17 protein-coding genes are annotated in these 21,261 nt (G+C 42.7%); 4 read left to right on the top strand and 13 right to left on the bottom strand.

The annotated features are described in order from the left end of the window. Positions 1-8 precede the first annotated feature (8 nt). The 12 genes from SY85_RS19370 to SY85_RS19425 all read right to left on the bottom strand — a co-directional run bounded on the left by SY85_RS19370 (position 9) and on the right by SY85_RS19425 (position 12,385). Positions 9-554: a dihydrofolate reductase family protein gene (locus tag SY85_RS19370; RefSeq protein ID WP_066406649.1), complete on the bottom strand. Its 546-nt coding sequence runs from the start codon at positions 552-554 to the stop codon at positions 9-11. Positions 555-717: 163 nt separating this feature from the next. After that, entirely contained in the window at positions 718-2,076 is a 1,359-nt protein-coding gene (locus SY85_RS19375) for an alpha-amylase family glycosyl hydrolase (RefSeq protein WP_071891041.1), read from the bottom strand. A gap of 196 nt (positions 2,077-2,272) precedes the next feature. Beyond that, positions 2,273-2,941, bottom strand: coding sequence for a hypothetical protein (locus SY85_RS19380; protein ID WP_082886615.1), 669 nt, complete (start codon positions 2,939-2,941; stop codon positions 2,273-2,275). Between the two features lie 135 nt (positions 2,942-3,076). Further along, on the bottom strand, positions 3,077-3,481 hold the full coding sequence (locus SY85_RS19385) for a hypothetical protein (protein WP_066406652.1): 405 nt from the start codon (positions 3,479-3,481) through the stop codon (positions 3,077-3,079). A gap of 263 nt (positions 3,482-3,744) precedes the next feature. Continuing rightward, complete coding sequence (locus SY85_RS19390; protein ID WP_066406654.1) at positions 3,745-4,785, bottom strand: hypothetical protein; 1,041 nt, start codon at positions 4,783-4,785, stop codon at positions 3,745-3,747. Positions 4,786-4,794: 9 nt separating this feature from the next. Then, positions 4,795-6,705 (bottom strand): hypothetical protein, encoded by a 1,911-nt coding sequence (locus SY85_RS19395; RefSeq protein ID WP_066406656.1) that lies wholly within the window; start codon positions 6,703-6,705, stop codon positions 4,795-4,797. A 711-nt stretch (positions 6,706-7,416) separates the two neighbouring features. Then, entirely contained in the window at positions 7,417-8,277 is an 861-nt protein-coding gene (locus SY85_RS19400; RefSeq protein ID WP_066406659.1) for an MBL fold metallo-hydrolase, read from the bottom strand. Positions 8,278-8,333: 56 nt separating this feature from the next. Beyond that, positions 8,334-9,659 carry an MFS transporter gene (locus SY85_RS19405; RefSeq protein WP_066406661.1) on the bottom strand — a complete coding sequence of 442 codons (1,326 nt, stop codon included), beginning with the start codon at positions 9,657-9,659 and terminating at the stop codon, positions 8,334-8,336. Between the two features lie 188 nt (positions 9,660-9,847). Then, positions 9,848-10,261 (bottom strand): hypothetical protein, encoded by a 414-nt coding sequence (locus SY85_RS19410; protein WP_066406663.1) that lies wholly within the window; start codon positions 10,259-10,261, stop codon positions 9,848-9,850. Positions 10,262-10,280: 19 nt separating this feature from the next. Beyond that, positions 10,281-11,147 (bottom strand): undecaprenyl-diphosphate phosphatase, encoded by an 867-nt coding sequence (locus tag SY85_RS19415; protein WP_066406664.1) that lies wholly within the window; start codon positions 11,145-11,147, stop codon positions 10,281-10,283. Between the two features lie 18 nt (positions 11,148-11,165). After that, positions 11,166-11,444, bottom strand: coding sequence for a DUF3098 domain-containing protein (locus SY85_RS19420; RefSeq protein ID WP_082886616.1), 279 nt, complete (start codon positions 11,442-11,444; stop codon positions 11,166-11,168). 116 nt (positions 11,445-11,560) lie between these two features. Further along, positions 11,561-12,385: a cell division protein FtsX gene (locus SY85_RS19425; RefSeq protein ID WP_158513008.1), complete on the bottom strand. Its 825-nt coding sequence runs from the start codon at positions 12,383-12,385 to the stop codon at positions 11,561-11,563. 375 nt (positions 12,386-12,760) lie between these two features. Here SY85_RS19425 and leuS point away from each other — a divergent pair, with 375 nt between their 5' ends. After that, positions 12,761-15,535, top strand: coding sequence for a leucine--tRNA ligase (gene leuS / locus SY85_RS19430; RefSeq protein WP_066406676.1), 2,775 nt, complete (start codon positions 12,761-12,763; stop codon positions 15,533-15,535). A gap of 83 nt (positions 15,536-15,618) precedes the next feature. On the opposite strand, the gene SY85_RS19435 is transcribed toward leuS, so the two are convergent. Continuing rightward, complete coding sequence (locus SY85_RS19435; RefSeq protein WP_066406678.1) at positions 15,619-16,968, bottom strand: TolB family protein; 1,350 nt, start codon at positions 16,966-16,968, stop codon at positions 15,619-15,621. A gap of 295 nt (positions 16,969-17,263) precedes the next feature. On the opposite strand from SY85_RS19435, the gene SY85_RS19440 reads away from it, so the two are divergent. The 3 genes from SY85_RS19440 to SY85_RS19450 all read left to right on the top strand — a co-directional run bounded on the left by SY85_RS19440 (position 17,264) and on the right by SY85_RS19450 (position 21,249). Continuing rightward, positions 17,264-18,223, top strand: a complete 960-nt coding sequence (locus SY85_RS19440) for a sterol desaturase family protein (protein WP_226998904.1) — start codon at positions 17,264-17,266, stop codon at positions 18,221-18,223. Between the two features lie 175 nt (positions 18,224-18,398). Beyond that, the gene (locus SY85_RS19445; RefSeq protein WP_066406680.1) at positions 18,399-18,755 is read left to right on the top strand and encodes a hypothetical protein; all 357 of its coding nucleotides are present in this window, start codon (positions 18,399-18,401) and stop codon (positions 18,753-18,755) included. Positions 18,756-19,020: 265 nt separating this feature from the next. Further along, entirely contained in the window at positions 19,021-21,249 is a 2,229-nt protein-coding gene (locus tag SY85_RS19450) for a cation:proton antiporter (protein ID WP_066406682.1), read from the top strand. The last annotated feature ends 12 nt before the right edge of the window (positions 21,250-21,261 follow it).

Below are 21,261 nucleotides of genomic sequence, written 5' to 3' on the forward strand. Positions count from 1 at the left end.
TTGCTCCATCATTTTAGGTGTCTATAAATAAGTTGCACCACACCTGATTTAAATCTGTTCACTTCAACTAACTCAAGATTCATTCTTTCTTTCAAACCTTCAAATAAGGGCTTGCCACCTCCAAGTACAGTAGGATGGACTGAGATCCTGTAAATATCAATCAAACCATGATGGATGAATGTGGTGATCAATTTTGCTCCACCATACAGCCATATATCCTTGCCATCTTGATGTTTGATCTGCGCTACTTTTTCGGCTAAGTCAGAAGTTATATACGTAGCGTTATTGTCTTGCGTTGGGTTGCTGGAAAACACATATTTCTTTTTGGAATGAACGCTAGACCAAATAGACGTTTCTGTTTCGCTAGCGTTTACATCTGGCTGATAATTTCCCCACGCATCATAGCTTACCCTACCGTAAAAGATGGTGTCGATACTGGAAAGGAAACCTTCAAAGTCCATATCGTCGTCCATAATACACCAATCCACTTCTCCATTGGGGCCTTCAATAAATCCATCAAGTGTTACGGCTAAATCTAAAATGATCTTTCTCATTGCTGGTGAATAATAAGTTTACTTGGGGCTTCCCTGCTTGACCTTACGCCTTTGTTGGTGTTCATCTCGGCTTTGTGCTGTGGCTGCACCAACAAACGAAATTAAGGAAAGGGCGATCATACTCAGTAAAGTGAAGACTCTTATATGTGCAATAACCTTTTGCTTAATCAGATTTGTATTCATACACTGCATAACCCCATGGTGATATATTCCAGGCTTTATTACTTATAGACTCTTTTGTGCCCTTAAAAACATTGTAGGCGTTGCCCAATAAAACTTTCTCTTTGATAGTTATTGGTTGTGGACGATTAGAAAAATTAAGAATAACCAATACCTTTTTTCCTCCTTTCTCTCTAATGAATGCATAAACTGCTTTATCATCACCCACGCTCAGTTTTCTAAATGAGGCATCAGCCGAAAGCGCCGCGTTTCTTTTACGAAGATCAAGCAGGGTTTTATAAAATGGAGCTCTTTGAAGTTTGCCAAAATGCATCGGGTCTTTATCAAAGAATTTTAAAGCCCGTAGCACTGGTTCTTCCTGGCCACCATAGATCAGGGGAACGCTATTGGCCGTTGTTTGTGTAAATACGGCAAAGGGCGCATGTACAGGCCCGGGAAAAGTACCGAAGTCGGCATGGTTCCAGCTATTTTCATCATGGTTGCTGGTAAAGTACATCTGAATGGTATTGGCAGGATACATACTGTCGCTTTCATGCACAATGCTATCCAGACCAACGGCAGGTCTTTCGCCTTTGGCTACCTTCTCCATCATTTTAAACATATGCCATGCATAAACAGCATCAAAGCCACTTTCTGGCAGGTAGGCACTGTCACCTTCAGCCAGCATGAAAATGCTTTTCATGCGCTTTAATTGTGGAATGCATTTGCTCCAAAAAGTAGCAGGAACGTTCCAGGCTACATCGCACCTGAATCCATCGATGTCTGTATTGGAAACCCAGTATTTCATAGCAGCTATCATACTGTCCTGCATAACGGGGTTTTTATAATTCAATTGCCGGGTGTCGGCCCAGTCAACCGCCATGGCCGCTTTGCCGGTGCTGTCTTTTACAAAGAAGTCGGGTTGCTCGGTAAGCCATCTATGGTCTGCCCCTGTATGATTCGGCACCCAATCAATGATAACCTTCATTCCCTTGTTGTGTATGGTTTTTACCAGTTGCTTAAAGTCGGCTATGGTACCAAATTCAGGATTGAGGGCTGTATAATCTGAAACAGCATAATAACTCCCTAATGAACCTTTTCTATCTACCTTACTGATGGGGTTAATGGGCATAAACCAAACTGTTTGTACGCCCATCTCTTTCAAACGGTCAAGATGTTTTGCAAAAGCATTTAACGTTCCTTCTTGAGTATACTGTCGCACATTGACCTCGTATATATTCCCCTGCATGATCCAGGCTGGATGTTCATTGGCAACTCCAGTTTTATCATCAGTAGTTGTTTGACATAAACTATAAGAAAGTACAAGGAATTGTAGCAGGAGAAAATTGAATATTCTTTTCATTACCGAAATTTAAATAATCAAAATACTGCGTTAGATAGGGGATTGGATTGTGTATAACGAACAGGCTTGTTGCAATAGCAGCAGGTCGTTTTCCAGTTGTTTGATTTATAATCTGAAGATAACTAAAATTGATTTGTAGAGTATATGTACTGCTTCCGCTTTGGTAGCAAGCTGGTTTTGTAGGCAGCTTTTCTATTTACAGGAATTGTCGGTAATTGTTCGTCCAGTATTCTTCAATAAATCCCCATTTATAGTCTTTATATTTCCAAATGGTCATAATGGGAAGCGTTTTAAAAAACTGTTTTTGCTTGCCATGAAACTTATGTATGTAAACCGCATCTTTGACACCATCTCTGTTATCGCATTGTCTACCTGAAATCTTTCCAAGAGTAATGGCTTTAAAGTCTTTGATGTAAAACAAATCACTATCCCAGTTCATATCTGCACAACCACTTTTGTGGTATGAATAATAATAGCCTGTATTCTTAATAGGTAAAGGGGCAGGAAACTGCCGGAAACCCTTTACTTCTTTAAAACTCTTTATTGTCGGTATATAAACAAACAGATCTAACACCATTGTAGCATTACTGGAATAGTGCAGCAGAATGTCTTTATGGCCATCCTGATTAAAGTCTTTGAACTCAGCACCAAAATAATAGTCAGTCTTTTTAATCAGGGTATCGCCTTTCCCATTTAATAAATAATAGGTCTTGTCATTAATAAATCCGATGAATTTGTTTTTGCCAACAGTAACTGTATCAATTGAAAAGATATTAGTATCTAAATAGACCTTTTCCCACTTTTGAGCTATACTGCAATAGGAAAGTGTAACAAAGGAAAATAACAATCTTAAGGGCTGGTTCATATAGTTGCCTACAATGGAACAGGCATTCCTGCTAGTAATGACAGTCTGTGTTCCTTGGCTTGGTTAAAGATAATAGGTTGATTGATGTTTTATAGCAGGTTAATCTTATGCAGCCCTCATTGAAGTAACATAGCGTTACGAGTGTGGCTTTTTTAAGTGTTTTAATTCTATTTGCTCCAGGTTCTCTTCTGATATGGCAAGCAGACCATCGATTTCTTTTTCCAACAATTCTATTTGGCCTTTCTTAATAAGTGTTCGCATCCACATAGGCTTTGGTGAAGGTTTGGTTGAATGTGACACATCTTCTAACCAAGCAAGGTTGATAAAGTCCCACGTATCTGAACTAACGCCAATTCCTGGCTTAATGTCTGGCCGAATCATTATTCCTTTTCCGATTCGCCCATCTATACAGACAACACTTCTTTCTTCTACTGGAAATGATGGCTCTGGAAAGTATACAGTACCATTCGTAGCTACTTTTACCTTTAGCTTTTGGGCAAAGGCTTTCAGCTTGATGTCTATTTGTTTGAATTTACTCATGAAGTAAGCGTAGTCGAATGTTCGTAATTATTGCACATAACTCTCTAAAATACCACCTTGTTGTTCATTTTTTTATTGAAACAGCAAAAGTTGAAATCATCTCAAGCGGTGTCTCCCTACGCTTAGGCTCGGCAGAGAAGACCCCGCTTAGACCCTAAATATGCAACGACTACAAAAGAAAAAGCACTCCTTATCAGAGTGCTTAAGTATAGTAGAACAGCTGTTATTTCCTCCTAATCCTTCTAATCAAAATAATCCTAGTTCTACTTATAGCTGAACTTTTCAATTCTAACACCCACTATTTTTCCATACTTACTGGTGAAGCTGTAATCAAACCCATCAACCTTACTTGACGGAGAAGACAACCCAAAGTTCAGGCTATTATCGGCCAGGTAAGGAACGTAGGAAAAATGTCTGGTGTGTCTGAAATCTTGTCCAGTGGTAGTATGTACCACAAACGTAACATCAATTTCCAGGTCTTTACCGGTAGTGTTGTAGCCGCATATGCTTACAAATTGTGTGGAGGGTTCAAAGGGAGCATCAAACACACAAATACTCCTTAGTTTGATCTGGCCATCTGCAAAACGGTAGGCATCGCCCAGATCAATGAATTGTTGATTCTCGTAGCAGGGACGGCACTCCGGTATTGTTTTATTCAGCGGCGTTTTAGGGTTGCTTGTTTGCTTATTTTCTTTTGAGTTGGGTAAGTCCATGTTTTGTCCCTGAAAGGGAACTCCATTCTCCATCTCAAAGGTCTTTTTCTTTTGCTCCTGTTTGGCACTTTCCACCTCCAGGCTTTCCAGGTCAACCTTGGCTGTTGATGAATTCACTACTTTTCCAATGGCATTATAGTTTTGCGCTTGTTCATTTTCCAGCACTTTATTATGCGCAGGTTGGGCGTTATTATATGTTACCTTAGCTTGCTCTGCCTTTTTGGATGCCGCTTCAATCTCCTTTTCAATTTTCGCCTTTGCCTGGTTATACTGCATCTCTAATTTCTTGTACGCTGCATCTACTTTGAGACCAGAAATACACTTTGAATAACATGCATTTAACTTGTTACCGATATCTAGCAGTTTATCATAAGAACTTCCTGGCGCATTGCGATTATAAGCGGCATATTCACGATTAAAGGTTTGCTCTAATGTTCTACATTCAGGACAAACATTTGCTCCACTGGTGAGGCTGAAATTGCTTTGTTTCCCATTTCCTGTTGGTCCACCCACTTCACCATTTATAGCACTCTGTGCCAATAAAAGGCATGGCAGCAGTAGTATGGATACGATTACGACTAATGACTTCATGAATTGTATTTAAAGTTCAAACTCTTGTGGAATCTTGTTGCCTTTACATTCATACATGCGACACGCTACTTCATAATCCCTTATTTTCTCTACGATGTGTAAAAGGGCTTCGTTTTTGGCCTTTTCGTTTTTGCCGGCAGCTACGTAGGCTTTCAGCAGCTTTTTTAATGTCGGCTTGTCTGATGAAAATTCCGTGAGCATGCGCAAGGTATACTGCTCATTGGCCAGCATAAAAAACTGAATGTCCTGTCCCAGGAATGTTTTGCTTAGCTCGATTTCATTGACATCTTTCTTTAATTGCTCAAGCAATTCCGTGTTTTGTTTTTTTCCGGCTAATGAAGCGTACATAGAAGTGGTTACTTGCTGGTCAAGCTTTTCCAGTTGCTTTTGCACTAAGGCATCCTGGTATTCATCTTTTTTAAATGAGCGGTCAAAGCTTTTTTGATCAAAGGTTCCGGAAGTAGCCACGGTGCCGGCTCCTATAGCTGTTTGCAGGCCCAGGTTAAAGAAGAATTTTGCATTTTCCGCCTTTCTCAAGGCTTTCTTGTAGGCTTCATAATCTATTCTGTTTTGCACTTGTTCATCTGCTACAGCCAATTGTTTATGAACTTCTTCCATGGCAGTATAATAAATGCTATCGGCTGTCTTGGCATTTGGTGAGGCAAGGTAATTCTCGCTCAGTTTTGCGTCGAGCTCTAAAAGACTGCTATAAAATGTTTGCTGACGCTGTGCTGCCACAGAAGCCAACCCTGCTAAACATTTTTTGCGTATATCCACTTTCACGGCTGCACTGGCATTCAGGTTGTTGGTCAGCAATAAGGCGGACCAGAAGTAATGGGCAGCGGCAGTCTTGTCTTGTAGTGCTTCTTTTTGATTAGCTATGTATTCCAAAAACAAGGGTGCTCCAGGATTCGAAAACTTGGGAAAGAACATCGATGAAACACTGTAAACGAAATCTTCGGGTAAGTTTCTATCCAGGCCCGTGAATTCAGCAAAATAGAATTCCTGCGACTTCAAAAAGCGGTAGTTTAATGTATAAAATTCTTCCAGGTCGCTTAAGGAAGGATCCTTCAATTCTTTTTCAGGTGTTTTTGAAGGGAACCGCTTTAGCCACTGGTCTTTGGGTAAACTGTAATTAGGCCAGGTAATACAGTTATAGCCGGGTATTACGCTGGATATACTGGTATTTTTATACTTGCTCTTGTACTTTGCAAGACCTAAAAGACCTACTTTATGGCCATCGTTGCCTAATTCCATCAACTCTACTCCGGTAAACTTTTCGAAAGTGATATTTGAAAAATTATAGGCCACACTGCCCTTTTTCGATTTTGCGGTCGTTCCGCCGGTCAACTCCAGAATAGCTGTGTGCAGGTCTATGAGACCTTGCTTTATATCCATCAATCGCTTATCCACAGCCCAAAATCCTTGGCAGTTACTATTACCTACTATAGGCTTATAGCCTAAGAAATAAGTACAAAGGTCTCTTTCTGTAATGGTTTTGTGAATCCCTGTTTTCCTATCGTCAAAGTAGGTTGTATCCTTTAATTCCTGCACCAGTCTTTTATTCTTCCAGATTTTGAAAGCCATATCTGTTTCAAAAGTGTTGCAGTGATCTGCCTGATTAGTTTTTGTTGAATCGGGGCAACATCCCGTATGATAATGCTTGAAGCTCCCGGTTATGGCAAAATCCGTTTGGTAGGGATCGTCTACCAGTTGCACTTTAAGCGGGGTGCCATTGACCATTATGGGGTTATCCATAAAAAACTGGTATACATCGTGTGAGATGCGATCGTAGTCAGCGTTGTCAATGATAAGCCCAATGCCAAGGGTAGCGGTTTGCGCCGTTGCGGCAGTTGTGTTAAAGAAGGCTGCCATTACTAGCAGGCAAGTGGCTGTTAGTTTTTGAAATCTCTTTCTCATTTCCATTTGTTTTCATTAAGTCCAGATACAAGGTAGGGCTATTCGGCTCTATTCAAAGCCTGCCCATAACGGAGAAGGTATTACCGTTGTGCAGCTATGCTATTTGCAATCGTTCACTCGGTATTCTGCCGTTATTTTTTGGTTGCGAGCAAATATAGGCTACGCCTGCATTTTAGCAACTTATTGTAGATGTTTATTGAGGTGTATTTTGTACACTTCATGTTTAGGTAAGGGCTTTACTGCATAGCCTTAAAATTTAGGGTGATTTTGCATGAAGCAAAAAGAAAGAGGTGTTGTTGATAGTTGCTAGAATGAGATAGTGACCATTAGATGCTGAAACGAGTTACGCCTGACAGGTGAGAAGCATTATGGATGGCAGACAGGTTTTGTATGGCAGTGAGGCTTCGCCAGGCTCAGCCTGACAACAGCACAACGTTACCTATGGATAGTAGTCTGTTCTTTGATGTGACAGCAGATGCTGAAACAAGTTACGCCTGACAGCGGAGTGTCGTTATGATAGCATTCTGTGTTTATGTGTGAGCGTATGAGATCCTTCACTGCGTTCAGGATGACAAAGGGAAGAAACAATATTGACGGCATTCTTACTCCCTATGTTAAAAGAATAAATAAAAGCACCCTATTAAAGAGTGCTTCTGCTATATTAATCGGTTATCCTTTCCTCTTAATCCTTCTAATTTCCAAATTCTAGTTCTACATGTCTTTCAGTTCAATCGCCTCTTTCATACGAATACCCCTTTCCGTGAGTTGCAGGTTGCAGCATTCGTATTGAGCATCGTGCTCGAAGTAGAGGATGTAGTTATTATCTATAGCTTCATGTAAAAAGCTTTTCTTTTCGTTGAGTGTTGTTAAGGGGAACATATCGTAGGCCATTACATAGGGTAGGGGCAGGTGGCCAGTTGAAGGCAACAGGTCGGCCATGTATACAACGGTCTGGCCCTTGTAACGGATCTGTGGTAGCATCATACTTTCAGTATGACCGCTAACAAAACGGATATCAATGTTCTCCATGAATGGTGTAGAACCTAATTGCGGACCATTGGTAGTAGGTGTATCTACAAACTTCAGTTGCCCGCTTTCTTGAATAGGCAATATGTTTTCTTTTAAGAAGGAAGCCTTCTCGCGGTCGTTAGGATGTACCGCCCATTGCCAGTGCTTTTCATTGCTCCAATAGGTAGCGTTTTTAAAGGCGGGAACCAGCTTATCGCCTTCGCGCACAATAGAGCCGCCGCAGTGGTCAAAATGCAGGTGAGTTAGAAATACATCTGTAATATCGTTGCGGTGGAAGCCGTGTTTTTGTAATGACTTGTCTAGTGTATCATCGCCATGCAGGTAGTAGTGCTTAAAGAATTTTTCATCCTGCTTATCGCCAATACCATTATCTACCAGGATCAAACGATTGCCTTCCTGTATCAGTAGGCAGCGCATAGACCAGGTGCACAGGTTGTTAGCGTCGGCTGGGTTCAGCTTGTTCCAAATGCTTTTGGGTACCACACCAAACATAGCACCACCGTCTAATTTAAAATTGCCTGTGTTTATTGTAAAGAGTTGCATATCTACTATTTTCAAATAAATAGAGAGCGCCTGTAACGCTCTTTACCTGAATATTTTTATGATTTAAAGAACAGACTGCGTTTCTGCTTGTACAAGGTTATGACTAATCCATATAACCCAATACAGAAAAATAAAACCAGCGAAAGCACGCTGTTCTTCATACCCAGGAATTCGTCAATAACACCAAAGCTGAGCATGCCAATCACAATGGCCACTTTTTCTGTTACATCGTAAAAGCTAAAGAAAGAGGCGGTGTCTTTGGTAACAGGCATCAGCTTGCTGTAAGTAGAACGGCTAATAGCCTGAATGCCGCCCATTACAAGGCCTACTGCTACCGCCAGTCCATAGAAATAATATTCTGTATTGATGCCTTGCTCGGCCAGGTTGGCAATGAAGTAGGCACTTACACAAACCACTATCCAGAAGATCACAGCGCCAATCAGTACCTGGATGTTACCAAAGCGGGTAGATAAGCGCGCCATGCCTACGGCACCGGCAATGGCTACCAGTTGAATGAGTACGACTGTTACAATCAGGTTGGTGTCGGGTAGTTTTAATACCGTACTGCCAAAAAGTGTAGCCGCTAGCATTACGGTTTGTACACCCATGCTGTAAAAGAAAAAGCTCATGAGGAACTGTTTCAGTACCGGCATCGATTTTACCTGTCGCCATACTTTGCCCAGCTCAATAAAGCCTTCGGTTAAAAAGTTCTTGGTATGATTTTCTACAGCAGCCTGGCCCTTGGGCAGATGTTTGAAAGGAATTTGGGCAAATCCCATCCACCACAATCCTACTAAAAGAAACGTATACAGCGGGCCACTTGAGTTGTCGCCTTTACCACTAAAATAAAGGACAAGGCCAAAGCCTACCAATTGTAATAATACACTGCCAATATACCCCATAGAGAAACCCTTGGCACTAACACGGTCGCGGTCTTCCGGTGCGGCAATCTCAGGCAGGTAGGAGTTGTAAAATACCAGGCTACCCACAAAGCCAATGCTGGCCAGCATCAGACAGCCAATACCCCAGCCCACACTAGGCTGATCACCCTTGAAGAAGAACATGGCACAACAAGCCAAGCCGCCCAGGTAACAAAAGAACTGCATGAAGCGTTTCTTGTTGCCACGGCTATCAGCAATAGAGGAAAGTATAGGCAGCAGCAATACAATAATGGCATAGGCGGTGGCCAATGCGTAATCGTACAGCGATGAGTTCTTAAATGTGCGGCCTAAGAAGGGTACCGTTTCTTCGCCATAGGCCTGCTTGGTAACGGCGGCAAAATAGATGGGAAAGAAGGTGGTGGTAATTACCAGGTTGTACACACTATTCGCCCAGTCGTACATGGCCCAGGCATTGATCACTTTTTTGGGGGCAGTCTGCATGTTCGGTTTTGTGAGCCATAAATATAGAAAGACCTAGTGGATATTGAATTGTATTATGAAAATCTGAATAACAAATACCAAAATACAAGGTACAAGATACAAGGAGCAAGGTACAAGGTTCAAAATCCAAATTCCAAAAGCGAAATCCGAATGCGTTTATAGTACTACCTATTGAAATGAAACTGGTGTTAGGGATGCTGCAGGGTAGAGGTGCCGTCTATTTTGTATAAGGTGTGTTTCTGTTCATCGGCAATTATCACCAGGGTGGGTGAATAGCCAAAAGCATATTCTCGTAGCCAATCCTGCCACACTTTAAAACCTTGCACAAGGTTTTCCTTGTCGGAAAGAAAGAGTTCTTTGTTGATGATAAATGTTACCTGGTACTGGTTTTCTTTCTTATTGAGGTATACCGTGCGCTTGTCTATGGTATTAAAGTAGCCGTAGCTTAGTAATACATTGCCTAAGCGTTTTGCCTCTGCATGTGTGGTTGCTACTTTCTGATAGACAACAGTGCTCTTTTCGTTAATAGCCACTTTGTCTTCCAATAAGCGACAACCGCTTAGGAGCAAAAGAAAACAGGAAAGCCATAGCAGCAGCTTCACCAGTTGTTATTTTAAGCGATTAAAGATAGCCGGCCGCAATAAGGCCCAAAAGAATAATACCTACAATAATACGGTAGATGCCAAATACGCGGAAGCCATATTTCTTCAGGTAATTGATAAAGAACTTGATGGCCACTATAGCCACTACAAAAGCCACTACATTGCCAATAGCAAAGGCATAGATGTTTTGTTTGCTATCCAAGATCAACTCATAGCCCTTGTGTACAGTAGTACCGTCGGTATGCCATTTTTTTAAGAACAGCGAGTAGGCCGCTGCAGCAAACATGGTAGGTACCGCCAGGAAGAAAGAGAATTCGGCTGCAAAGTTGCGCGACAGGCGTTGCTGCATACCGCCAATAATAGAAGCTGCACTGCGGCTTACACCCGGTATCATAGCCAGGATCTGCCACCAGCCAATGATAAAAGCTTTTTTGTATGTCAGTTTCTCGTCGGCTTCAATGAATTCGCCTGGAGTCAATTCTGTAGCAAAAAGATCAGGCGATTGCTTGACCGGTTGCTTGAACCATTTGTCTACATAAAGCAGTACAACACCACCTACTAATAAAGTAATGGCCACGGTGAGCACGCTTTCCAGTAAGGCTTCAATAACATCATTAAACAAAAAGCCCACGATCAGTGGCAGCATTCCCACAAAAAGCTTGGCGTAGAATTCTGGTTTATTGAACTGGAAGAATTTTTTCCAGTACAATACCACTACCGCCATGATAGCACCCAATTGAATGGCTACTTCAAACAGCTTGGTAAACTCGTTCGATTCTATACCCAGTAAGGAACTGGTAATGATCATATGCCCGGTTGAGGAAATAGGCAAAAACTCGGTTAGCCCTTCTACAATGGCTATAATGATGGCTTCAAAAAAACCCATTACTGAAAAACTAAAGCGTTATTTATTTTTAGGGTGGCGGAAGATTGCCACAATTAGAACTACCAATCCGATCAGGATAACAATCGGTGCTACGGTAATACGGCGTGCGCTGTATACCTCATTTGGATCAAACACATTGGGGTTGTCGCTGCGGCCACCAGCCATTAGCAGGAATCCAATGATCATAATGGCAATGCCGCCCAGCATCCATACCAGGTTTTGCTTATCAAATAGGGCAATAGACCTGTTTGGTGTTGTATCTTTTGCGGGTGTAGCCGTGGTTCTTTGACTTTTCATGACAAAACTTAAAGGGGCAAGATAAGTAGAAAATGAGTAATGAATCGTGAGTGGTCAATGGTGAGTGGTGAGTTAGGAGTCGTTTGCCCCACTAACTACTCACCACTCACCATTCACTAATACAGTTCGTCCAGCTTCATACGCAGGTATTTACGTACGCTGCGGTAGGTGCTGAAGAGGGTAATGGCGATACCTATAATTAATAAGGCAATGAATAAAAGGATCAGCGTCTTGGTATCGTTCAGGGCCCTTAATTCCGGCAGAAAGCTTTCTGCTGCCAGGGTTAAGCAATACACCAATATAATGGCAATGGTAGCACTAATAGCCCCGTTGACGATGGCTCGTACATTGAGCGGCTTAGCAATGAACATACGGGTAGCACCCACCATTTGCATGGTTTTGATCAGGAAGCGGTTAGAGAACATAGCCAGGCGAATGGTGTTGTCGATCAGTATGATCACTACCACGGCTAAAATAACGGCCAGCACCAATAGGATCAGGCTAATGCGGTTGATGTTCTTATTCAGGTTGGTTACCAACTCTTTAGGGTATTGAACATCGGAGATCAGCGGGTTGGCCTCGATGGTTTTTTCAATATTCGCCAACGTGTCGCTCTGTACATATTCGTTTTTCAACTTAAAGTTGATGCTGTTAGGCAGTGGGTTTTCGTCCAGTACGCCGGCCCAGTCCTGATTACCATCTTCCAGGTACTGTTTCTTGGCGGCCTCCTTGGTTACATACGTATATTGACGTACATAGGGTTGTTGCGCTATATAGTTTACGATAGCCGTACTGTCTTGCGAAGTGACATCGCTGCTTCTTAAATAAGCACGTACTTCCACGCTTTCCCTGAAATACTGGCCCAGTTTGTTGGCGTTGATCACCAGCCAGCCAATGATTCCCAGGAGGAAAAGGACAAGGGTGACACCCAAAATTGACATAAAGTACGAAGGTTTTCCACGCTTGGAACCTGCTCTACCGATTTGCGCCATGCTATCTGTTTTTATAAGGAGGAAACAAAAATAACCCTTTGAGCCTAAACCCGGCATACCGCTTATTAAAGCTTTGCCAATTCTCTAAGGCTGTTTATGATTATTTTTGCCTTGAACGGAGATTGGCCAGGGAATATTGCGGAAGGAGTTGACAAGTTGAAAGGTTGACAAGTTGACAAGGGAAATCGTAAAGAATGAGCCCATTCTATTATGAACGCAGTCAACATGTTAACCACATTGCCTTTTCAACTTATTAACTTGTCAACTAGTTAACCCCAGCTTCTCGTCTTACAATGACAACTTAAACAGAAACCAAATATCCTGATGGAGTATAATTTCAGAGCGATAGAGAAAAGATGGCAGCAACAGTGGACCGAGAGTAAGGTGTATCAGGTGCCCAACACATCTGATAAGCCAAAGTATTACGTACTGGATATGTTCCCTTACCCCAGTGGGGCGGGACTGCACGTAGGTCACCCTTTAGGATATATAGCCTCTGATATATTTGCCCGTTATAAGCGCTTAAAAGGCTTTAATGTGCTGCATCCTATGGGCTACGATGCCTTTGGCCTGCCCGCCGAGCAATACGCTATTGAGCATGGCGTGCACCCGGCCGTAAGTACCGCTAAGAATATTAAAACCTTCCGCGGCCAGCTGGATAAGATCGGCTTTTGCTTCGACTGGAGTCGGGAAGTGAACACTTCGGATCCAAAATACTATAAATGGACCCAGTGGATCTTCCTGCAACTGTTCAAAAGCTGGTATAACAGGAAGGCCAACAAAACAGAGCCTATCGACGGCCTGATCAAGGTATTTGAAGCGGAAGGGAATACAAATCATCCAATTCCCGATACCCAATTTCAAATTCCCAATTTCAAATCTCAAACCTGCAACTTCACTGCCGCAGACTGGAAAGGCTTTGATGAAAAAACAAAGCAGACCATCCTGATGGAGTACCGCGTGGCTTATTGCGGCTACGGTGAAGTAAACTGGTGCGAGGCCCTGGGGACGGTACTGGCCAACGATGAAGTGGTAAACGGTGTGAGTGAGCGTGGTGGCTACCCGGTAGTAAAGAAAAAGCTGCGCCAGTGGTACCTACGGATCACGGAATATGGCGATCGCCTGTTGGAAGGCTTGCAGCGTGTAGACTTCAGCGAGGCCATGAAGGAAATGCAAAGCAACTGGATTGGAAAGTCTAGCGGCGCTGAGATCACTTTCTCTATTCACAACTCACCATTCACCATTGACGTATACACTACTAGGCCTGACACCATCTTTGGTGTGGACTTTATGGTGGTGGCGCCTGAGCATGAACTGGTAGAGCAGATAGCTTCTGCAGAACAAAAAGCGGCTGTGGAAGAATACATTGCCTATGTAAAGAGTCGCAGCGAGCGCGAGCGGATGGCGGAGAAAAAGATCAGTGGTGTATTTACTGGTGCGTATGCCGTACACCCATTCTCTGGTCGAGAAATTCCCATTTGGATATCAGAATACGTATTAGCAGGCTATGGTACTGGTGCTATTATGGCCGTGCCTAGCGGTGATGAGCGTGATCATAAGTTTGCCCAATATTTTAATATACCTATCACCAACATCTTTGGTGAAGCGTATACAGGCGAAGATGCGGTAACGTCTAAAGACCTGGTGCTGCACCAGAGTGCGTTTTTGGATGGCCTGACGTATAAAGAAGCCACGGAAAAAGTAATTAGCAAGCTGGAGGAAATGGGAATTGGTAAACGTAAGGTCAATTTCAAGATCCGGGATGCGGCGTTTAGTCGCCAGCGCTACTGGGGTGAGCCCTTCCCCATCAAATGGATCGATGGTGTAGCCTATCCGCTGGATGAAAGCGAGCTGCCTCTAGAACTGCCACATGTGGAAAGCTACAAGCCAGGACCAGAGGGTGAAGGCCCGCTGGCTAACATACCCGAATGGACCGCACAACAGCTGGAAACGAACACCATGCCGGGCTATGCCGGATCCTCATGGTACTTCCTGCGTTATATGGACCCGCACAATGAAGCAACGTTTTCCGATAAAAACATCAGCGCTTACTGGAACCAGGTAGACCTTTATGTAGGTGGTACTGAGCATGCCGTAGGGCACTTGTTATATAGCCGGATGTGGGTAAAGGCCATGTATGATCTTGGCTTTATCACGTTTGACGAGCCGTATAAGAAGTTGCTGAACCAAGGCATGATCCAAGGTTCATCCCGTTTTGTATATCGTGTAAGAGGTACTAATAAATATGTATCTGCAGGACTAAAGGACCAATATGAAACCGATGACCTGCATGTGGACGTAAATATGGTGGACGGCGTAGATTTGGATGTAGACGCCTTTAAAAAGTGGAAGCCTGATTTTGCAGACGCGGAATTTATTTTGGAAGACGGTAAGTACATCTGCGGTGTGGAAGTAGAGAAGATGAGTAAGAGCAAGGTGAACACCGTGAACCCCGATAACATCGTAGAAAAATACGGTGCCGATACCTTCCGTATGTACGAGATGTTCCTCGGTCCTGTAGAAATGAGCAAGCCTTGGGATACCAAGGGTATTGAGGGCGTACACCGTTTCTTAAAAAAACTCTGGCGCTTGTTTGCCAACGAAAATGGCCTGGTGGTAACTAATGATAAGGCTACGCCAGAAGAATGGAAGGTGTTGCATAAAACCATTAAGAAGATTGAAGAAGATACGGAACGTTTCTCTTTCAATACAGCAGTGAGTGCCTTCATGGTTTGTGTGAATGAGTTGCAGGATTTGAAGTGTAACAAGCGCGAGGTGTTGGAGCCAATGTTGATCTTGTTAACACCGTATGCTCCGCATATTGCTGAAGAACTGTGGCACCAATTGGGCAATACAACTACGATACTGGATGCAGCTTATCCGAAGTTTGAAGCACAGTACCTGGTAGAGAGCACAAAAGATTATCCAGTGTCTATTAATGGTAAAATGCGTACACAGATCACTATTGATCTGAATGCTACACAAGATCAGGTGCAGGAGATCGTACTGGCAAATGAGATCGTACAAAAGTGGATGGAGGGCAAGCCTTTGAAGAAGTTCATCTTTGTGAAGGGTAAGATGGTGAATGTGGTGGTGTAGTTCTTATTAAACAAGTATTTCATAAAGAAGCGGCCCTACCTGATCAGGTAGGGCCGCTTCTTTTATACTTGGGTTTGGCAAAGCTAGTACTCCATTTTTCGGAAGGCCCTTTCAGCGCCTTTTATTTCATCCCATAATACCAACGTTTGACCCAGTTTGAATTGGCCGGTATACTTGTTTGTGTGACTTTCTATCTGAAAGTTCCAATGCTTATAACCTGCGCTTTTAGCCTCGTCTGTTGATGTTATCTTAAGGCTGATCGGTTTAGTAAAGAGGTCGGCTTCGCTTACGGTAAGACCGAACGAGATCTTGTTATCATCAATAACCAGATCTCGCATATTAGTAACAAAGAACCCTGGTATATGCGGGTGTCCTTCTGGAACTTCCTCCGTGGCTTCTTCAAAGTCTGTTGATGGGCCAAAGTACAAGCCGGTAATACGTCCGTCCTCTTTCCAAAGTACAATGTAATGGTTCTCTTTTATGCCCTTTTTATTAAAGGGAAAGTTGTTGATATATTCATAGGTGCCCACATAGGACGGATACTTATTGTTGTTTTCTGTGTCCGTAGCTGCTGCTATTGTTTCGTTGGAAGTCAAGCGTGCGCTAGGGTTGCGGCCATTACGGATAACAGTAGTCATCTTTTTAGTAATGAGATCCAGTTTGTGGATATTCTCTTCCTTTTCATGATCATAAGAACCACAAAAGAAAAGTTCGTTCTGGTTGTTTAAAAACAAGTCGCCTGTACAGCTCATGCCTTTGGGGGAGAGACGCGTAAGGGCACTTGTTTTCAGGTTGTACATAAATACAGCTCCTACTGGCATGCCTGCTGCGTCAAAAGCATCGGCGGTAAACAGCAAGAATTGCTCGTCTGGCGTAAGGATAAATTTGGAGTCACTGGATGTTGAATAATCCTTGGTAATAGGGCCCAGGTTATAGTTTTTTACCAGCTGTCCGTTGCGCTCATAGATATAGAGTTTATTCATATCCTGTACAAGGATGCGCTTACTATCTGCTGCCCAGCTTGGTGCATAACTTTCATGCGCACGGGTGAGCAGGCGAAAGCTTTGATCAACAAAAGAGAATAAGCCCGTATACCAAACACCATCCACAAATGTTTGAAAGGCAAGGTAGTTGCCATCCGGCGACCATACCGGTGCATACGATGTATGATTGCCTACGTTTATAGTCAGGTGTTTTTTAGTGTCTAACGAATAAGCCACCACTTTTCTAGTGCCGGTAGTATTGCTGGTATAGGCGATTTTGGAACCATCGGGCGAAAGACAGGCATCGTTTCCCTGAATGACTGAAACGGCCTTATTGGCTTTTTCATCAAAAACAAAGATTTTATCAGCCCGTTGGAAAGCCAGGTTGAAAGTAAGCGTTTGTGCCTGGCAGTTGTAAGCCAATACCAGAAGAAAAAGAAAAAAGCGCATAGGATATTTTGAATGCAAAGTACTTGTTTAGAAAAATAGGCATATCTCACAACTATCTTTTTTGATGCGTTCTTTAAAAAAGGTGTGAAATACGGAGATGAGAAAATAAGTAGTGTGCTGATTTCTTTAAAGGGCTACTTTGTTAATTAATCCAACTGATGTCAGGTCGGTTACATACTTTTCCTTAAATTAGAGGTAATTACTATTAACCAAGAGTTACATCTTCACCTTTCATATTAATTGGAATTTGTTGGTACGGCTTTGTTGCTAACTGTTATATAAAAGTTAAGGAGGCATGATGTTATTATTTGCAGATGTTTTTGGTGCTCCCAAAATTCCCTTCGCGGGTATTGATAAGGTAAAAGATAATGTACCAGATGTTATTATCTGGGCCGCACCGGTTATGTTTTTCTTTGTACTCCTGGAGTGGGTAATCTCGCGTTGGCAACACCGTAAGTTATACGATAAAAAAGAAACAATTGGTTCCATTTGCGTAGGTATTGGTAATGTGGCCATCAATACAGTCCTGAAGCTAACCTTGTTGTATGGTTATATAGCGCTCTATAATTTATTTCCCTGGCGCATGCACTTTAGCTGGTGGAGTTTTATTCCCTGTTATATACTTTTTGACCTTTGTAGTTATTGGGCACACCGTATTTCGCATGAGCAACGCTTTTGGTGGGCCACGCATGTAGTACACCATAGCAGCGAGAATTATAACCTTACCGTATCCTTTCGGTTAAGCTGGGTGCAACAGATCAAATTGATCTTCTTTTTGCCAGTAGTATTCATTGGCTTTCATCCAATCATCTTTTTCCTGGTAACACAGGTAGCTATCCTGTTTCAGTTCTGGGTGCATACTGAATATATCCGCAAGCTGCATCCTGTTATTGAATACCTTTTTGCTACACCGTCTAACCACCGGGTACATCATGGTTCGCAGGAGAAGTATATCAATAAGAATTATGGTCCTACTTTCATTATTTGGGACCGGATGTTTGGTACCTACCAGGAAGAAGACGAAAAGCCGATATATGGACTTACTCATGAACTAGAACATAAGTCAAATCCTATTTACATCAACTTTCACGAGTTTGCCGATATGTGGAAAGATGTAAAGGCAGCAAAAGGCTTGCGTAAAAAATGGTTCTACCTATTTGGCGATCCTATTGATATAGCGAAGGAAAAAGGGCAGCAGTCGCAACAAGAACATGCGTTGGTAACTATGGTTACGGAGGATTCCAAGTCGGCGTAACCGTATTCTCCATATACAAGATTTAGGGATATCAATAAAGAGTCTGTTAAAAGTGAAGAAGACAGCTTGCTATTCCTTATCCTCATCAAGAATAGGGTAATACCTGTACTCCCGTTCACTATGTTGACAATTCCTTCACAAAAGCGTAAAAGGTGAATTCTCTATTTTTGCAAAAATGGGTAAAGGCATTCTCTCCATATTAATCCTCATCGCATCCTTCTTCTTTTCAGATGAAGCGCAGGCGCATGGGCTGTCTGGTGAGAGCAAAACAAAGATTATTGTTGAGCAGCATAACCATGACCTACTCTCCGCCATTGCCAATACACACCGTTTTGATCTTGAACAAAGTTTAATAAGAATAGTGCCGGCATCCCGCTGTGGCCAGGTATATAAATATGTTGGCAATAGTCATTGGTCGGTGTTGTCGTTCTCTGCTGCTACCTTTCCCTATCACGTACGGTGTATCAGGGCTAGTGTACCAGCTAAAAATAGCTATCTATCCCACATCTACCCCTCGCATAACTTCTGGTAATACCTACTCGCTTTCTTTCATTTATACTAGCAAGGCCAATGGCTTTGTGTAGCCGCCTATCTATTATTTCCTAACTCTATAACTATTTAGTATGCCTCCGCATATAAAAACCCTATTGGTATTCTTAGGCATTGTTGCCGCTGTCGTTGCTTTAATGATATATGTACCTACATCAAAGCGTGGGAATCGTGATACCGCTTCTCTGCCTGAGGATAAAATATAATTAAGCAATTTCTAAATACCAGTTTATCATTAAAAAGAAAGTATGGGTCATTTACCAAACCTTATAACCGATCTTGCCCTTATACTCGGGGCTGCAGCTATTAGTACAATAATTTTTAAATGGCTGAAGCAGCCTCTTGTTTTAGGATATATCATTGCAGGGTTTGTTGTAGGCCCTTACTTTCATCTTACACCCACAGTAGTAGACAGGGAAAACATAGAAACCCTAGCGGAGATCGGTGTGATCTTTCTATTGTTTAGTCTTGGTCTGGAGTTCAGTTTTAAAAAGCTGCTACGCGTAGGTGGTTCTGCGTCGATAACGGCGCTGGTAGAGATACTCTTTATTACCGTTGCCGGCTATTTTGTTGGTCAGTTGATGGGCTGGACCATGATGGACAGTTTATTCTTAGGTGGTATGCTTGCCAGCTCCTCTACCACCATTATTCTTCGCGCCTTTGATGAGCTAGGTGTGAAAACCAAAAAGTTTGCAGGTATTGTATTCGGTGTGTTGATCGTTGAAGACATCGTTGTGATCTTAGTAATGGTATTGCTTTCTACCGTTGCTGTTACCCGGGCTTTTGAAGGCTCAGAAATGTTGCTCACTGTTTTAAAATTATTGTTCTTCCTCGTGCTTTGGTTCCTGGCAGGTATTTTCTTACTGCCCACCTTCCTGAAAAAAGCAAAAAAGCTGATGAGTGAAGAAATGTTGCTGATCCTTTCTCTAGCTCTTTGCTTGGGTATGGTAGTGTTAGCAACGTATGTAGGCTTTTCTGCAGAATTAGGTGCCTTTGTAATGGGGTCGATTATTGCAGAAACAACTTCTGCTGAAAAAGTAGAGCACCTTTTAAAACCTGTAAAAGATCTATTTGGTGCTATATTCTTTACTTCCGTTGGTATGATGATCGATCCACAAGCTATGGTAGATTACGCGCAGCCAATTTTCTGGATTACGATGCTTACTTTATTGGGTAAACTTTTCAGTACCACACTAGGGGCATTGCTTTCAGGTCAACCATTGAAGCAATCGGTTCAAGTGGGGATGAGTATGGCTCAAATAGGTGAATTTGCCTTTATTGTGGCGGCCTTGGGTTTGTCGCTTGGGGTTACGTCTGCCTTCCTGTTTCCCGTGGCTGTAGGTGCCTCTGCCATCACTACTTTCACCACACCTTATCTTATCAAATCTTCGGGTGCTTTAGCCCAATGGCTGGAGAGGGTGTTGCCAAAAGGATTGCTTAACCGGATAAACCGGTATAGCACGGAAACCAAAATGGTGTCGTACACCAGCGAATGGAAAAAGTTTATCCGGTCGGCTGCTATCAATGCCGTGCTGCTGTCTATTGTTATTCTGTCTATTATATTTTTCTCCTCACGGTATGTGCAGCCTTGGATACAAGAACGCGGTGATTCCTTGGCGTTAAAAATTACAGCAGTGATGGTTACTTTATTAGCGCTTACACCGTTTTTGTGGGCGTTGGCCATTAAGAGTCCAACCGAGGTAAATCAAACGGTGATCGCCAATAGCCGATACAAGGGTTTATTATACACTATTCGCTTCCTGAAGCTTGGCCTAGCGGCTTTCTTTATTGGCTTTCTGTTGGATCGCTACTTTAGTATGTTTACTGGTATTGCTTTTACAGCAATATTTATAGCCTTACTCATTTTGCTTTCTGAAAGGATTCGAACGTTTTACAGCCAGATTGAACATCGCTTCTTTAGTAACCTGAATCAGCGGGAAATAGCAGCAGCACAAAGCAACCGCACTGAGCTGGCGCCATGGGATGCGCATATAGCCATGGTGGAAGTAGAACCAAGTGCACCTATTATTGGTAAAAGCCTGTTGGAACTTCGTTGGCGCGAAACAATTGGTATAAACGTAGTAATGATCAAACGGGGCGATCATCCTATTGCCGCCCCTGGTAAGGATCAACTTATTTTTCCAAGCGACCATTTGTTAGTGCTAGGTACCGACCACCAGATACAGCGACTAAAGGCTTCCATGCGTCCACAGAAAAAGACAGTGGAAGAACCTGGCTATAGCGAGGTAACCCTTCATAAACATTTCGTTGACAACACATCTCCGTTACGATCCTTATCGATACGGCAGACAGGGCTCCGAGAAAAAGCTGGTGCTTTAGTAGTGGGGATAGAGCGAAATAATGAACGCTTACTAAATCCGGAATCGGAACTGATACTGCAGGAAGGCGATACCGTATTTATAGTGGGTAATAAACGGAAGTTGTTCCAAACCTATCACATGGATCTGCATCGTTAAGTAGGCACAGAG

Origin of the sequence: Flavisolibacter tropicus (assembly GCF_001644645.1) — a bacterium.
In the GTDB taxonomy this organism is placed as follows: domain Bacteria; phylum Bacteroidota; class Bacteroidia; order Chitinophagales; family Chitinophagaceae; genus Flavisolibacter; species Flavisolibacter tropicus.

Excerpts from the sequence above, each read along its gene's own strand:
- SY85_RS19390 (WP_066406654.1), bottom strand. The coding sequence starts at position 4,785 with ATGAAGTCATTAGTCGTAATCGTATCCATACTACTGCTGCCATGCCTT.
- SY85_RS19370 (WP_066406649.1), bottom strand. The coding sequence starts at position 554 with ATGAGAAAGATCATTTTAGATTTAGCCGTAACACTTGATGGATTTATT.
- SY85_RS19440 (WP_226998904.1), top strand. The coding sequence starts at position 17,264 with ATGATGTTATTATTTGCAGATGTTTTTGGTGCTCCCAAAATTCCCTTC.
- SY85_RS19420 (WP_082886616.1), bottom strand. The coding sequence starts at position 11,444 with ATGAAAAGTCAAAGAACCACGGCTACACCCGCAAAAGATACAACACCA.
- SY85_RS19395 (WP_066406656.1), bottom strand. The coding sequence starts at position 6,705 with ATGAGAAAGAGATTTCAAAAACTAACAGCCACTTGCCTGCTAGTAATG.
- SY85_RS19375 (WP_071891041.1), bottom strand. The coding sequence starts at position 2,076 with ATGAAAAGAATATTCAATTTTCTCCTGCTACAATTCCTTGTACTTTCT.
- SY85_RS19435 (WP_066406678.1), bottom strand. The coding sequence starts at position 16,968 with ATGCGCTTTTTTCTTTTTCTTCTGGTATTGGCTTACAACTGCCAGGCA.
- SY85_RS19445 (WP_066406680.1), top strand. The coding sequence starts at position 18,399 with ATGGGTAAAGGCATTCTCTCCATATTAATCCTCATCGCATCCTTCTTC.
- SY85_RS19385 (WP_066406652.1), bottom strand. The coding sequence starts at position 3,481 with ATGAGTAAATTCAAACAAATAGACATCAAGCTGAAAGCCTTTGCCCAA.
- SY85_RS19405 (WP_066406661.1), bottom strand. The coding sequence starts at position 9,659 with ATGCAGACTGCCCCCAAAAAAGTGATCAATGCCTGGGCCATGTACGAC.
- SY85_RS19400 (WP_066406659.1), bottom strand. The coding sequence starts at position 8,277 with ATGCAACTCTTTACAATAAACACAGGCAATTTTAAATTAGACGGTGGT.
- SY85_RS19425 (WP_158513008.1), bottom strand. The coding sequence starts at position 12,385 with ATGTCAATTTTGGGTGTCACCCTTGTCCTTTTCCTCCTGGGAATCATT.
- leuS (WP_066406676.1), top strand. The coding sequence starts at position 12,761 with ATGGAGTATAATTTCAGAGCGATAGAGAAAAGATGGCAGCAACAGTGG.
- SY85_RS19415 (WP_066406664.1), bottom strand. The coding sequence starts at position 11,147 with ATGGGTTTTTTTGAAGCCATCATTATAGCCATTGTAGAAGGGCTAACC.
- SY85_RS19450 (WP_066406682.1), top strand. The coding sequence starts at position 19,021 with ATGGGTCATTTACCAAACCTTATAACCGATCTTGCCCTTATACTCGGG.
- SY85_RS19380 (WP_082886615.1), bottom strand. The coding sequence starts at position 2,941 with ATGAACCAGCCCTTAAGATTGTTATTTTCCTTTGTTACACTTTCCTAT.